The organism is Pseudoduganella sp. GW821-FHT11H04 (genome assembly GCF_058807935.1).
Window position 1 is genome coordinate 80,408 of record NZ_JBXARE010000008.1, and the last position, 12,921, is coordinate 93,328.

At 62.4% G+C, this 12,921-nt stretch carries 13 protein-coding genes; 3 read left to right on the forward strand and 10 right to left on the reverse strand.

Annotated features, from left to right (window positions below):
• Positions 1 to 61: 61 nt before the first annotated feature.
• The 4 genes from AC1RTP_RS18190 to AC1RTP_RS18205 form a co-directional block, all read right to left on the reverse strand.
• Entirely contained in the window at positions 62 to 637 is a 576-nt protein-coding gene (locus tag AC1RTP_RS18190) for a DUF4019 domain-containing protein (RefSeq protein WP_498609211.1), read from the reverse strand.
• A 137-nt stretch (positions 638 to 774) separates the two neighbouring features.
• Positions 775 to 1,134, reverse strand: coding sequence for a hypothetical protein (locus AC1RTP_RS18195; RefSeq protein WP_498609213.1), 360 nt, complete (start codon positions 1,132 to 1,134; stop codon positions 775 to 777).
• Positions 1,135 to 1,346: 212 nt separating this feature from the next.
• Positions 1,347 to 2,003 carry a thiol:disulfide interchange protein DsbA/DsbL gene (locus AC1RTP_RS18200; protein ID WP_498609215.1) on the reverse strand — a complete coding sequence of 219 codons (657 nt, stop codon included), beginning with the start codon at positions 2,001 to 2,003 and terminating at the stop codon, positions 1,347 to 1,349.
• Between the two features lie 21 nt (positions 2,004 to 2,024).
• Complete coding sequence (locus AC1RTP_RS18205) at positions 2,025 to 3,422, reverse strand: L-cystine transporter (RefSeq protein WP_498609217.1); 1,398 nt, start codon at positions 3,420 to 3,422, stop codon at positions 2,025 to 2,027.
• A 107-nt stretch (positions 3,423 to 3,529) separates the two neighbouring features.
• On the opposite strand from AC1RTP_RS18205, the gene AC1RTP_RS18210 reads away from it, so the two are divergent.
• Positions 3,530 to 5,167 (forward strand): methyl-accepting chemotaxis protein, encoded by a 1,638-nt coding sequence (locus AC1RTP_RS18210; protein ID WP_498609218.1) that lies wholly within the window; start codon positions 3,530 to 3,532, stop codon positions 5,165 to 5,167.
• On the opposite strand, the gene AC1RTP_RS18215 is transcribed toward AC1RTP_RS18210, so the two are convergent.
• The 4 genes from AC1RTP_RS18215 to AC1RTP_RS18230 all read right to left on the reverse strand — a co-directional run bounded on the left by AC1RTP_RS18215 (position 5,086) and on the right by AC1RTP_RS18230 (position 7,783).
• Positions 5,086 to 5,295 (reverse strand): DUF2970 domain-containing protein, encoded by a 210-nt coding sequence (locus AC1RTP_RS18215; RefSeq protein WP_498609220.1) that lies wholly within the window; start codon positions 5,293 to 5,295, stop codon positions 5,086 to 5,088. The two genes, AC1RTP_RS18210 and AC1RTP_RS18215, sit on opposite strands and share 82 nt — an antisense overlap.
• A 97-nt stretch (positions 5,296 to 5,392) precedes the next feature.
• The gene (locus AC1RTP_RS18220) at positions 5,393 to 6,127 is read right to left on the reverse strand and encodes a hypothetical protein (RefSeq protein WP_498609222.1); all 735 of its coding nucleotides are present in this window, start codon (positions 6,125 to 6,127) and stop codon (positions 5,393 to 5,395) included.
• 58 nt (positions 6,128 to 6,185) lie between these two features.
• Positions 6,186 to 7,106, reverse strand: coding sequence for a GGDEF domain-containing protein (locus tag AC1RTP_RS18225; protein WP_498609223.1), 921 nt, complete (start codon positions 7,104 to 7,106; stop codon positions 6,186 to 6,188).
• Positions 7,107 to 7,186: 80 nt separating this feature from the next.
• Entirely contained in the window at positions 7,187 to 7,783 is a 597-nt protein-coding gene (locus AC1RTP_RS18230) for an IMPACT family protein (protein WP_498609225.1), read from the reverse strand.
• Between the two features lie 85 nt (positions 7,784 to 7,868).
• Between AC1RTP_RS18230 and AC1RTP_RS18235 the strand changes: the two genes are divergently transcribed.
• Together AC1RTP_RS18235 and AC1RTP_RS18240 are read left to right on the forward strand one after the other, a co-directional pair.
• Positions 7,869 to 9,509, forward strand: a complete 1,641-nt coding sequence (locus AC1RTP_RS18235) for a DUF1444 domain-containing protein (protein WP_498609227.1) — start codon at positions 7,869 to 7,871, stop codon at positions 9,507 to 9,509.
• Positions 9,499 to 10,614, forward strand: coding sequence for a sterol desaturase family protein (locus AC1RTP_RS18240; RefSeq protein ID WP_498609229.1), 1,116 nt, complete (start codon positions 9,499 to 9,501; stop codon positions 10,612 to 10,614). Before AC1RTP_RS18235 ends, AC1RTP_RS18240 begins: the two co-directional genes overlap by 11 nt.
• Here AC1RTP_RS18240 and AC1RTP_RS18245 read toward each other — a convergent pair.
• Positions 10,526 to 11,851, reverse strand: a complete 1,326-nt coding sequence (locus tag AC1RTP_RS18245; protein WP_498609231.1) for an amino acid permease — start codon at positions 11,849 to 11,851, stop codon at positions 10,526 to 10,528. The two genes, AC1RTP_RS18240 and AC1RTP_RS18245, sit on opposite strands and share 89 nt — an antisense overlap.
• Complete coding sequence (locus AC1RTP_RS18250; protein ID WP_498609233.1) at positions 11,844 to 12,908, reverse strand: aromatic ring-hydroxylating oxygenase subunit alpha; 1,065 nt, start codon at positions 12,906 to 12,908, stop codon at positions 11,844 to 11,846. Before AC1RTP_RS18250 ends, AC1RTP_RS18245 begins: the two co-directional genes overlap by 8 nt.
• Between the last annotated feature and the right edge of the window lie 13 nt (positions 12,909 to 12,921).

Consider the following 12,921-nt stretch of genomic DNA (forward strand, 5'->3'; position numbering starts at 1 on the left):
GCATGGGTGAGGGCGGTTAGGCGCAGTACTGGTTGTAATGTTCGAGGCATCGCGGGGCAAGCTAGCAGCGGTACTCCGCACGAACTCTCTGAAGCATCTCTGGCGTTAGCGTCGCCATTACGCTTTTGGGAATCGAATTCTCCTCTTCTCGAGCGACTCCAAATGAACCGTCCATCTGCTGCTGCATTGCTACATACCCGCAATGTAAGCTGAGTTCTGCGAATTGACTCGAGAAGTCCACGGCTGCGTAGATGCCGGGAGGGCCACTCACCGGATTCTTGTACCAAGTGATCTTTTTCAACGTGCGGCCTCCTGCCGCTCCTGCCTTACCATAGAACGATCGCATGTCGGCTTCCCACCTGCTGAACGTTACAGTGGTCTTCTGAATTGGCGTAAACAGCGCGTAGGCGTCAGCAAAACGGCCTGAATCCTTCGCCGCCAAGTAAGCGACAACACCGCGCACGGCGCGCTCCCGCTGGTCGGCAGTCGGCTGCCACTCGCGGTCTTGATTGCTGTACGCCACGACATGAGTGACTTCAGTGGCGGTTTTTTTCTCGCCTGGCGCGGAGCCAGGCGATTGTGCCTGCGCACTCAATACGAGCGTGGCTGACAGTATGATGGTGAGTGATAGCTTCATTTGCGATACAGCGATCAGGTTGAATTGTGGTTGGGCAAGGTTCCAGTAAATTCCGATGCTTAGGCTACATAGCCCGACCAACAAAAAAACAGCTTGTGAAAGACAGCTCCAGAACAACGAATCCTGAACGGCTGCAGTCACAAACGGTTGGGCTTTCGCTGTTTGTGAGGAATTTCAATCCGTTTTCCTGGACTCCCGTCAGCATTCAATTCGTATACTTTCAAATCAGATTTTTTAACAACATACCATCCCACAAGGTTGCTTCCCTCGAAGTCCTTTGGCACGTTTCGCGACCAGTACTTGAGGTTCACGACAAAGTAGGCCCTGTCATTAGAGAATTCTTCAACCGATTCGCAGTGGTACTCGCCAGACGTTTCGTGTACGAACTTGCGGGCCTTCGCTATAACGATCACAGACTCGCAGGCGCTTTGTCTCTCAATGCCCTGGTCCGCAGCGGTCGCAAAGCTCGTAATGCCGATTTGGACGGCAAGAGTCATGGTGAGCAATCGTAGTAAGTCCATCCCTGTGGTCAAACGCGGTTTTGGTGTCATGTTGACGTTTTGGTAAAAGTTATTATGACGCCTAAAACCGCTCTGGGCAATCTTCGGGAATGAGGGGAGACGGCCAGACTGGCGGTCGGGGGAAGTGAGTGCCGCACCGAACGAGGCGAGAAGGCGCCTGGTTCGGTGGGAGGAGAGGAGTTGCGGTATTACTGGCGCGAGCGGGCAACCAGTGCGTCCAGCACCTGCATGGACGACGGGATCACTTCGTTGCTTGGCAGGTTTGGATTCGCTTGCGCCACCATTTGCGGCTCGGTCACGAATTTGCCGTTGACGACGATCGTCGGAGTGCCGTTCACGCCATAGGCTTCGGCCATCCGCGCCAACGACTTGAGGCGCATCGCGACGCCGAAGGAGTTGTAGGCGGACAGGAATTTGTCCTTGTCGATGCCGTTACGCAGCGCCCAGTTCAGATTCTCTTCGTCGCTGCGCAGGCGGCGGCGTTCCTTATGCCAGGCGTCGAGCACCTTGCTGTACATGGTGTCTTGCAGTTGCAGGGCTTCCAGCGTGGCGTACAGGCGCGCCTCGAAGTCGCGCAGTTCGCCGCTGGAGAGGTGGATGCGGCGGAAGTTCACTTTGTCTTCGTTCTTCTTGGCCCACTCGGTCAGCGGCGTGTCGACCATGTAGCACGCAGGGCAGTGATACATGAAGAACTCGATCACTTCAACCTTGCCTTCCACCTTTTGCGTCGGCTGCGCGGTCGCCAGGGTGCGGAATTCGGCGCCGTTCACTGGATTGCTTGGCGAGGCGAAGGCGTTGCCGGCGGCGAGTGCCGCCAAAGCGAGGGATAAGGCGATACGGCGCATGAAGTCTCCTGTTTTGCGTTGTTATGCGTTGGAAGCGGAATCGACCTGCAATTCCTGGTTGCTGGCAAAGGTCGCCATATTGGTTTCGCCCATGACGCGGCTGGTGACCGTGCCGGCGGCAATCGAGCCGCTGACGTTGAGGGCAGTGCGGCCCATATCGATCAGCGGTTCGATGGAAATCAGCAGGCCGGCCAGCGCCACCGGCAGGTTCATGGAAGACAGCACGATCAGCGCGGCAAAGGTCGCGCCTCCGCCTACACCGGCCACGCCCACCGAGCCGACTGTAATGATGGCCAGTAGCGGCGCCAAAAAGCCGACGGTGAAGGGATCAATGCCGACGGTCGGTGCGATCATCACCGCCAGCATGGCAGGGTAGATACCTGCGCAGCCGTTCTGGCCGATGGTGGCGCCGAAGGAGGCGGCGAAGTTGGCGATGCCTTCCGGTGTGCCAAGGCGTTCGGTCTGCGTCTGCACGCTCATCGGAATCGAACCGGCGCTGGTGCGCGACGTGAAGGCGAAAGTCAGTACTGGCAGGATCTTGCGGGTATAGCGCAGCGGATTGAGGCCGCTGGCGCTGACCATCGCCAAGTGCACGCAGAACATCAGCAGCAGGGCGCAGTAGGATGCGACCACAAAGCCGATCAGGTTCAGGATGTCGGCGTAGCTGGAGCTGGACACCACCTGCGCCATCAGCGCAAACACGCCGTAAGGAGTCAGGCGCAGCACCAGGGTCACCATGCGCATCACGATGGTGTGCGCCACGTGCACCGCATGGTCGAAAGACGTGAAGTGATCAGGTTTCTTTTCTGCGATGCCAATCGCGGCCACGCCGACGAAGACCGCGAATACCACCACCGCAATGGTTGACGTCTTGCGTGCGCCCGTCATGTCGAGGAAGGGATTGCTCGGGATGAAGGACAGGATCATGTTCGGCAGCGACAGCGCTTGCGCGTCGGCCAGCTTGCCTTGCAGGTAGGCGCCGCGGGCCACCTCGGCAGCATTGGAGGCCAGGCCCACGGCGCTCAGTCCGAATACCTTGGCCATCAAAATGCCGATGGCCGCCGCCACGGTGGTGGTGATCATCAGCGTGCCGATAGTCAGCGCGCTGATCTTGCCCAGCGAGCTGGCATTGCGCAGCTTGAGGATGGCCGACACGATGGACACCATAATCAGCGGCATCACGATCATCTGCAGCAGCTTGACGTAGCCGCTGCCTACGATATCAAGGTATTCGCCGGTTACTTTGACTTCGTTACTGCCGGCGCCGTAAATCATCTGCAGCGCGGCGCCCAGGACAATGCCCAGGCCCAGCGCGGAAAACACGCGCACCGTGAAGCTGGCGTGGCGCTTTTGCTGCACCACGAGGAAGGCCAGCACAAGGGCCGCGACGGCCAGGTTGAGGATTACTTGCAGGTTCATGTAAGGGCTGCGGCTTAAATTTTGGAATCGACAGATTCTAATTGAATTGGTGTAGTCTTGCCTATTTGCAGTATTCGGGTTGCAGAGTCGCTACGAAAGGAGTAGTCATGTCCAAGCAGTCGATGAAGGTGGGCACCCGTTTGGCACTGGGTTTTGGCCTGGTGCTTGTGCTGATGGCTGGCGTTTCTGGCCTTGGCATCTATAACATGCAGCGCATCCACGCCCGGCTGGAGAAGGTGGTGCAGTTGAATGTGGCCAAGCTGGCTTATGTTCAGGATATGTCGGAGTCCGTGCACATCGTCGCCCGCGTCAGCCGCACCATCGTGCTGCTGTCGGACGAAGCGGCCATGCAGCGTGAACTGCTTAAAATCCAGGCGGCCCGCGCTACATACGACAAAGCCAGGGCGGCCCTGGAGGCTTTGCCGGCTACAGAGGAAGGCAAGGCAATCCGCACCCGCATCCTCGCCATGCAGCAGGAAGCGCGGCCGCTGAACGACCAGGTGCTGCAACTGGCTCTGGGTCATAAAGATGATGAGGCGACGGCGCTGCTGATGGCCAAAGCCGGCCCGGCCACCCAGCGCTGGCAGGATGCGATGGACGAAGACGTCCAGCTGCAACGTAAACATAATGAACACGATGCCGCAGCGGCGGCGGAAGCCTATGCCTCGGCCCGCACCATGATGTTGGCCATGAGCGGCCTGGCCCTGGTGGCCGGCGTGGCAGCCGCCACCATGATTGCGCGCCGCTTGCTGGCCCAGTTGGGCGGCGAGCCGGATGTTGCTGCCGAAATCGCGGGCCGCATCGCTTCTGGCGACCTGACCGTGCACGTGGCCACCCGCCACGACGACGAAGCAAGCATGATGAAGGCCATGAGCACCATGCGTGACAGTCTGCTGCGCATCGTATCCGAAGTGCGTCAGGGGACGGAAACCATCACCGCTGCCGCGACCCAAATTGCGGCCGGCAACCTGGACCTGTCTTCGCGCACCGAGCAGCAGGCCAGCGCGCTGGAGGAAACCGCGTCCTCGATGGAGGAGCTGACCAGCGCCGTGCGCGAGAACGGCAGCAATGCGCGCCAGGCCAATGAGCTGGCGGCTGCGGCCAGCGCGGTGGCGCAGCAGGGCGGCGCGGTGGTGGGACAGGTGGTCCAGACCATGGGCAATATCAGCGATTCTTCGCGCAAGATTTCGGACATCATCGGCGTGATCGACGGTATCGCTTTCCAGACCAATATTCTTGCCCTCAATGCGGCGGTGGAGGCGGCACGCGCCGGTGAGCAGGGGCGCGGTTTTGCCGTGGTGGCCAGCGAGGTGCGCCAGCTGGCACAGCGTTCGGCCGCCGCCGCCAAGGAAATCAAGGATTTGATCGTCAGCTCGGTGGAGCAGGTTGACCAAGGTAGCGCCCTGGTGGCGCGCGCCGGCAACACCATGGACGAAGTGGTGGCTTCGGTGCAGCGCGTATCGCAGATCATGCGCGAGATCTCGGCTGCCGGCGATGAGCAAAGTGCTGGCATCGAGCAGATCAACCGCGCCGTGACGGAGATGGATACGGTGACGCAGCAGAACGCTGCGCTGGTGGAGGAGGCTGCGTCAGCGGCGGATGCGCTCAAGCAGCAGGCTGCCCACCTCGACACCCTGGTGGGCGTGTTCAAGCTGCATGGGCATCACGATGTGGCCATGCGCACTGCGGCCAGCAAGAGGGCGACGAAGCAGCTGGCTGCAATCAGCGCTCCTACAATCACATAAGCTGGGCGCAGGGCGCCGACATCGCGTTCGAAATCGCTGCGCCGGCGCAGTCCAATGAAGGACCAGGCAACGGCCAGCATGGTCTCGCCGAAGCCGCGGGGTTTGGTGTTGGAATTGCTGCTGTCCATGTCGTTTCCTTTCAAGGTTGGGCCTATTGTGCTCCGGCCCAGCCCTGAAAAACAGGCGCAGAAGCGCCTGCAAACGACCGTATCAGATGGCAGCCGCCTAAGCGCGCAGACGTGTCAGGGCTTTGAGCAGCTTGGTGCGCTGTCCGCCTGCCCAGTCCAGGCGCAGCAGGTCGGCATCGCCCAGGGACTCCAGGCTGGCGGCTGCTTCGTCGCTGCCGCCATCGGCTTCGTCCAGCATTTCTTCGTAAAGCTCGGGGTAGGCCTGGATGCGCAGCATGACTTCGTCTGCCACTTCATCTTCCACCAGCGTGTCGCCCCAGAGGATCAGGCGCTCGGCCAGCGCATAAAGGGAGTCATGGCGATCCTTTGCCACGGCTTGCTGCGCCAGTTGGTCAAAGCTGGCCAGGGCTTCCTGCAGTTGGCGGGTGCAGGCTGAAACATGGCAGGCGTAGGTGGCAAATTCGCGCGCTAGCGGGCCGCCTTCGGACACCTTGTGCCAGCTTGCCAGCATGGCGTCGCCGCCCAGCACCGGACCTGCTTCCGGCACTTGCCAGGCTTGTGTTACCGTCAACTGGCGCAGCTGCATTTCGGCTCGGGACACGCAGACTTGCAAATCCTCCAGCCGGCGCGCAAAGGCGTCGTTGGCGCGCGCTTCGCGCAGCATTTGCAGCAGGTGCAGGGGAATCGTCTCAAGGCCGCGCCATCGGCTGATGGCAGGCGAGGCGGAAGCACGCGGCGCAAGGGCCGGCGCCAGCAAGCGGGTCGTGTCACGCACACCACGGCCGCGCAGCAGCCAGGTGTCACCGGGTCTGAAATGAAGCAAAGAGTCCATTGCTACCTCCCTCGGGCGATGAGGGAATTGTGAACCTTTTACCAAGGCCCTGCAAGCATCAGCCGGTGCAGATTATGCGGTTACGGCCGCCGCGCTTTGCCTGGTATAGCGCGTCGTCGCCGCGTTTCAGCACGTCTTCGCAGGATTCGTCGTCGGCGCGGAATTCGGACAGGCCGCCGCTGATGGTGGCGCCATCGCCAATGCTGCCCAGGGCGTGCAGGGTCTCGGCAATGCGCAGGCGCAGGCGCTCGGCGATCGGCGTGGCTTGTTCGCAGGTGGTGTGTGGCATCAGGACCACGAATTCGTCGCCGCCCAGGCGGGCCGGCGCGTCGGTGCTCCGTAATTCGCAGCGGCAGACGTCAGCGGCAGTGCGGATGACCACGTCGCCGGCCAGGTGCCCGTGCTCATCATTGACGCGCTTGAAGTGGTCTATATCGAAGATCAGCATGGACATGGGCGTGTCGTAGCGTTCGAACGTATCGAAATGCTCGGCCAGCACATGCATGAGCTTGCGGCGGTTGAGCAGGCCGGACAGGGCATCGATCTCGCTCAGCATGCGCAGCCGGGTTTCCAGCTCCTTGCGCGCGGTGATGTTGCTGGCGACCCACAGCACGGCGTCTTCACCATTCACCGGGAAGTCGAGCGCCTGGATACGCCCTTCGAACCAGAGGTGGTAGGCGGGGCCATTGGTTTTCAAGCCTTTCACGTCGCTTGCTTCCAGGCCGTACTCGACAATATGCAGGCCCTGATCCTGCAGGGCTTTTTCAATTTCGCACTGGAACCAGGCGGCCTTGTCGGCTGCCAGCACTTCATGGATTGTTTTGCCGATCAGGTGGGAGCCGTCGTGATAGTAGCGGGCGTCGATGCCGCCGAAAATAGCCATATAGCGTCCGCTGCGCGTCAGGATGAACGCAGGGTCGGGCAGGGCATTCAACACAGCCGCCAATTGATTGCCGGAGAACAGTGTTTCGTCGCGCATGATGTCTAGGACAGTAGCCACAGCTCGGCGATTAGGCAAACATTGTTAATATAATTTTCAGCAATCTTAACAGTTGGTATTCAGTCACCAGTCGCTTTGAGCCATTCCAGCTGGCCGCTTGCGGCTTCATCCAGGCGGGCCGCCAGGGCTTTTGCCTCGGGCTGGGCAACGCGGAAGGCCAGCATCACGCGCTCCTGGTGGCCGACTTCGACCAGGCTGGCGCCGGCTGCAGCAAGTTCCCGGCGCAGCAAGCCCTCTAATGAATAGGGCAGGGTGCAGCGCAGTTCGGTGTAGCGCACGATGGCGATCTTTTCCACCGTCAGCAGGGCCTGGGCCACAGTATCGGTATAGGCCCGGACCAGGCCGCCGGCGCCAAGCTTGATGCCGCCGTAGTAGCGCACCACGGCGGCCAGCACGCCTTCCAGGTCCTGGTGGCGCAGCACGTCCAGCATGGGGCGGCCAGCCGTTCCGCCCGGTTCGCCGTCGTCCACGGCAGCCGACTGGCCGCCGGCCAGCAGGGCCCAGCAGACATGGGCCGCATCCGGGTTGTCGGCGCGCAACTGTGCCACAATGGCCTGTGCTTCGGCACGGTCGGCGACCGGCTGGACAAAGCCGAGGAAGCGGCTTTTCTTAATGATCAGCTCGCTGGTGGCGGAGGTGGCAATAGTTTGTGGCATGGGGCCAACATGATACAGCTTTGCTGCCAGTTGCTGGCCGCCTTACCTTACAATGCTGTTGCAGAATTTTCAACTTGACAACATTTTGGCGACCTACCGGCTCAAAACTCTTGGCGTGCAGGACAGCTTCCAGCGGGAGCGCGTCGAGGCACGCCTGATGCTTTTGTTCCGCCGTCCGCTGGAAGCGGTGCGTCCGATTGTCGCCGGCCAGGGCGCCATCCTGAAAAAAGGCATCGACTGGGCGACCGCCGAACGTTATCGCGAGGCCTTGATGACATGCGGCCTGCGCTGCGAGATCGAGGAAGAAAAAGTGGCGGTGGCGCGCGCCACCCTGGCTGAATACGCCTTCCAGCTGCAAGCCCACCTGGAGTTGCTCGACCCGGGCCGCCGCTGGAGCTTTATCGAGGCCGAACAGGAATTATTCGGCGTGCCCGGCCCGGCTTCGCCATATCCGCTTGAACTGGTGGTGCCGCTGGAGCGCCTGTACCTGGAATGGCTGGCCGCTTCGCTGGCCGCCAGCGAAGACTTGCTGCGCCACACGGCAGGCATGGTCCTGATGGGCAATACGCCTGGCATGGTGGAGGATGCCGCCAGCCACCTGCTGCCGATTGTGCGCAACAGCGCCGAGCGCGGGCAAGCCATGCTGGCGGCCGCGCGCGGCTATTCGCCGCTGGTCTTCCGGCCCGTCTGCGAGGGACTGGAAATGGGCCTGGCCTACCATCGCGGCCGCGTCGTGCATCGCGTGGCGCAATCCCATCTCAAAGCCTGGGACATGAGCGAAAGCGCAGCCTTCGAAGCCGCCTTTGCCAACCTGCGTGCGCGTTCCACCGCGCCTTTGCTGTCCTCGCCGCAGGGCGTGTTCGGCGGCGGCTGGAACGATGGCTACGATTCTTCGCGCATGCTGCTGCCGGAACTGATCGAAGGAACCGTCGTTGAAGGCCGTCCGGTGGTGATGGTGCCGACGCGCGGCATGCTGATGGTGGCCAGCGACAAGAACGAAGCGGCGCTGGACGCCATGCTGAAAACGGCAATCGAGGCTATGCGCGAAGAGAAGATGGTGATGCCGCGCCTGCTGCGGCTGGTCGATGGCCGCTGGCAGTTCTTCGTGCCGCCAAGCCTGGCGCGCCGCCTGAACAGCCTGGCCAAATACGTGGAAGGAAACGATTACCGCGCGCAGAAAGAATTGATGAAGGCGCACGAAATGGCCAGCGGGCGTAACCGTTGCATCGCCACCTACCTGGTTGGCAAGCTCGGTCCGGAGCAACTGCGCACCAGCGCCTGCACCTGGTCGCGCGATATGACCAGTCTCCTGCCCAAGACCGACCTGCTGTACTTTGCCGATCCAGCCAGCCTTGATCCGCCGATCACGGTAAGCTGGGATGCCGCCATGCCGGTGGTGGGCGCGCTGATGCAGCGCACCGACGACCATCCGCCGCGCTACCTGGTGGAGCAATTCCCGAATGCGGTGCAACTGGCGCAGCTGGCCGATATCGCTGCCGCTGCGCGCCGCGAGGCTCGCGCCCAGGCAGCACAGGCAAAGCAGGAAGCGCAGGCCGCGCTGGCTGCGCAAAACAGCCAGAAGCTGCCGTCCCTGAAGCGCAAAGGCAAATCCAAGGGCGCCGCCAAAGGCGCGGCCGATCCTGCGGGTCGGCGCCGCCCGACCTGGCAGGCCGTGCGTACCGCGCTTGCCCGCTGGGTTGAGACCAAGCCTGCACATGCTCGATAACAATGCACTGGTGGCCGCGGCCACGCCTGTTTTCCTGCTCATGATCGCGCTGGAGGCCTGGCTGTCCCACCGCCAGCGCCTGGACGCCTACACACTGGCCGACAGCCTGACCAGCATGTCCTGCGGCATCTGGACCGTCACGCTGGAAGTGTTCACCAAGTCCGCCATGCTGCTGGCCTATGGCTGGGTGTTCAGCCACCTCTCGCTGTGGCAGTCCGCGCCTGATTCAGCGTGGACCTGGATCTGGTCCTTCCTCGCTTTTGACTTCGTGTATTACTGGGCGCACCGCTGGTCGCACGAAATCAATTTCTTGTGGGCCGTGCACTCGCCACACCACCAGAGCGAAGAATTCAACCTCACCACCGCGTTGCGCCAAGGCGCTTTCCAGGACGTCTTCCATGCGCCGCTGTTCATGACGCTGGCGCTGCTTGGCTGCCCGCCCGGCGTGTTCATCATCCAGCTCACGCTGAGCAAGTTCTACCAGTTCTGGATCCACACCCGCCTGGTCGGCCGTGTGCCGCTGATCGAAGGCATTCTCAATACGCCAAGCGCCCACCGCGTGCACCACGCCGTCAACGATGTCTACCTGGACCGCAACTATGCCGCCACGCTGATGTTGTGGGATCGCCTGTTCGGCACCTATATTGCAGAAGGCGAGGAATGCGTGTACGGCGTGCGTAAAGGCGCGCCGGGCTGGAATGCCGTGTGGGCGCAATTCGCCTGGCCGGCCGTGATGTGGCACGACGCCGTGCGCACCGCGCGCTGGCGCGACAAGCTGTCGCTGTGGTTCCGCCTCACCGGCTGGCGTCCCGCCGATGTCGCCGCCGCCGATCCGTGGCCTCCCTTCGTACTGCCCAAGGGCCGTCTTTACCTCGCCACCCGCGCCAGCACCAGCGGCCCGCGCTGGACCTTTGCCGCACTGACCGCCTTCATTGCCGCCGTGGTCTTGCAGAACCAGCTGATCATCCACGCCGCCACGCTGGCCATGCTGCCTAAACTGGCGCTGGTCGGCGCCGTCACTGCTGCGCTGCTGCTGGCGGCGTATTGCCTGCAAGCCGTTGCGCCTTCCGCCGCCAGCGCGCCAGCCAGAACACCGGCAGGCTGACCGCGCCCAGCGCCACGCCCCACCAAAAGGCTTCCTGGCCCATGCCGTAGAAGGCCCACACTGAAAACACGCATGTCATCACCGCGCTGAACGCCAGCATGGCGCCGCGCTGCCGCAGCTTGAACACTGCGGCGCCGCCGACCAGATACAAGGGCATGCTGGCTGCCGTCACAACCAGTGTGAGGAAGGTGAAGCCTTCCGCCAGCGAACGGCTGTAGTTCATGGCGATCATCGCGCTGGCCAGTATGCCCACCAGCAGCAGCGACCAGGCCGGCGCGCCGTGGCGGTTCGGCGTTTTCAGCATGGCGGGGAAGATGCCATGGTGGGCCATGGAGGCCGTCACTTCACCAGCCAGCATGGTCCAGCCATTCAGCGCTCCGAGACCGCTGATGATCACCGCCAAGGCCAGCCAGTGCCCGCTGCCGGCATCCCAATAGCGGCGGAACAAGTCGACGAAGGGCGCGTTGGACGCGGCCAGCTCGGCCTGCGGCAGGAGTAGCATGGGTATGGTGCAGACCAGCACATACACGACCGCCGCAACCAGCGTGCCGGCGATTGTGGCGCGCGGTATGGTGCGTTCCGGCTGGTGCACCTTGGTGGCTGGAAGCGAGGCGCATTCCACGCCCAGCATGGCAAACAGGGCGATGGTGCCGGCAGCCGCGGTGCCGTCGAGGGTGAAGGGCGTAGCCGGCAGGTGGGCGGCGTAGGCGGCGCCGTTGCCCATCATGACCCAGGCGCCGAGCAGCACGATGGCGCCCATCGGCAGCAGCTTGAGCGCAGCGGAAGCCAGCTGCACGCGGCCCGATGCCAGCGCGCCGCGCAGGCTGACCAGCACAAAGAACCAGATGATGGCCATGGCCGCCAGAGGCGGCAGGGCGGGGTGTGATGAGAGTGCGGGTATCAGGGTAGTGAGATAGCCGACGATGCCGATCGCCAGCGCCGCATTGGTGACCCAGATCGACACCCAGTAGCACCACATGGTGAAGAAGGCGACGCCGTTGCCGAAGGCGCGGCGGCAGTATCCGTAAGGGCCGTCTTCATCCGGCATGGCGCGCGCCAGCCGTGCGAAGACGTGGGCGATGAACAGGCAGCCGATCACGGTGATGGCCCATCCCGCAAAGGCGTTTTTGCCAAACGGCGCCAGCGCGGCTGGCAGCATGAAGATGCCCATGCCGATCATATTCCCCACGATCAGGGAAGTGCACATCCAGAAGCCGAGCGGTTTGGTTTTATCCATGGCGTGCATAGGCGGTGCGCAGCAGGTTCTGGAAATGCCAAACGCCGCTTTCACGCTTGGGGTTCAGGCGTCCGGCGCTGTAGGAGCCGGACGCCAGGCCTTGCTGCACGTGTTCGCAGATGCTGATGTCCTCGGCCTGTATCTCGTCGCTGAAGGCTTGCTCGGCCTCGATGCGCGCCTGTACCTCGGGTTCCTCAGTGTAGTAATAGTCGAACTCCACGATGCAGTGCTGATGGCCCGCCGGCAGGATGCGGTTGGTCTGCAGCCGCCCCGGCGTGATGTTCAGCATGATGTTGGGGTAGATGAAGTAGTACCAGGCATTCCCATCGCCATAGATGCCGTCGTTATTGCGCAGCGGCGAATGCTGCAGCGAATGCCACTGCGCCAGTTCGGTATCGTAGACGCGGTAGTCGAGCACCTTCGACAGGCCCGGGTGGACGAAGGGCAGGTGGTAGCCTTCCAGGAAGTTGTCGATGTAGACCTTCCAGTTGCAATCGAGCTTGTAGGTGTCGCGCTTGGCGAAGCGCATGGCCGACAGGTCGGTCGGTGCGATGCGTTCGCCGATACCGGCAAACACCTGCTCGAAGGGCGGCGTGTCGTCGCTGAGCGCCACGAACACCAGGCCTTGCCACTCGCGCACCTGGATCGCCGGCAGGCGAATCGAAGATTTGTCGAAGTTGGCTGCGTCCTGCATTTCAGTGGCGGCGCGCAGGCGGCCATCGAGTTCGTAAGTCCAGCCGTGGTATTTGCAGTGCAGCGCACGCGCGCCTTTGCCGTTGCATGTGGCGAGAGGACCGGCGCGGTGGCGGCAGACGTTGAAGAAGGCCTGCAAGCTGCCGTCGCTCTGGCGTATGATGAGGATCGGTTTGCCGGCGATGTCGCCTACCACGTGGTCGCCTGCGGCTTGCAGTTCGCCTGTGTGTGCGGCCAGTTGCCAGGCAGCGCCGAAGACTTCGCGCCGTTCGAAGTCCAGCCATTGCGGGTCGGTATAGAAGCTGGTGTGCAGCGCGTGCGCTTGTTCCAGCGGCTCGATGCGGCAATGCTCCTTCAGGGTCATCTTTTGCTCCGCG

Excerpts from the sequence above, each read along its gene's own strand:
- AC1RTP_RS18215 (WP_498609220.1), bottom strand. The coding sequence starts at position 5,295 with ATGGACAGCAGCAATTCCAACACCAAACCCCGCGGCTTCGGCGAGACC.
- AC1RTP_RS18205 (WP_498609217.1), bottom strand. The coding sequence starts at position 3,422 with ATGAACCTGCAAGTAATCCTCAACCTGGCCGTCGCGGCCCTTGTGCTG.
- AC1RTP_RS18225 (WP_498609223.1), bottom strand. The coding sequence starts at position 7,106 with ATGCGCGACGAAACACTGTTCTCCGGCAATCAATTGGCGGCTGTGTTG.
- AC1RTP_RS18240 (WP_498609229.1), top strand. The coding sequence starts at position 9,499 with ATGCTCGATAACAATGCACTGGTGGCCGCGGCCACGCCTGTTTTCCTG.
- AC1RTP_RS18245 (WP_498609231.1), bottom strand. The coding sequence starts at position 11,851 with ATGGATAAAACCAAACCGCTCGGCTTCTGGATGTGCACTTCCCTGATC.
- AC1RTP_RS18210 (WP_498609218.1), top strand. The coding sequence starts at position 3,530 with ATGTCCAAGCAGTCGATGAAGGTGGGCACCCGTTTGGCACTGGGTTTT.
- AC1RTP_RS18230 (WP_498609225.1), bottom strand. The coding sequence starts at position 7,783 with ATGCCACAAACTATTGCCACCTCCGCCACCAGCGAGCTGATCATTAAG.
- AC1RTP_RS18250 (WP_498609233.1), bottom strand. The coding sequence starts at position 12,908 with ATGACCCTGAAGGAGCATTGCCGCATCGAGCCGCTGGAACAAGCGCAC.
- AC1RTP_RS18220 (WP_498609222.1), bottom strand. The coding sequence starts at position 6,127 with ATGGACTCTTTGCTTCATTTCAGACCCGGTGACACCTGGCTGCTGCGC.
- AC1RTP_RS18195 (WP_498609213.1), bottom strand. The coding sequence starts at position 1,134 with ATGACTCTTGCCGTCCAAATCGGCATTACGAGCTTTGCGACCGCTGCG.
- AC1RTP_RS18190 (WP_498609211.1), bottom strand. The coding sequence starts at position 637 with ATGAAGCTATCACTCACCATCATACTGTCAGCCACGCTCGTATTGAGT.
- AC1RTP_RS18200 (WP_498609215.1), bottom strand. The coding sequence starts at position 2,003 with ATGCGCCGTATCGCCTTATCCCTCGCTTTGGCGGCACTCGCCGCCGGC.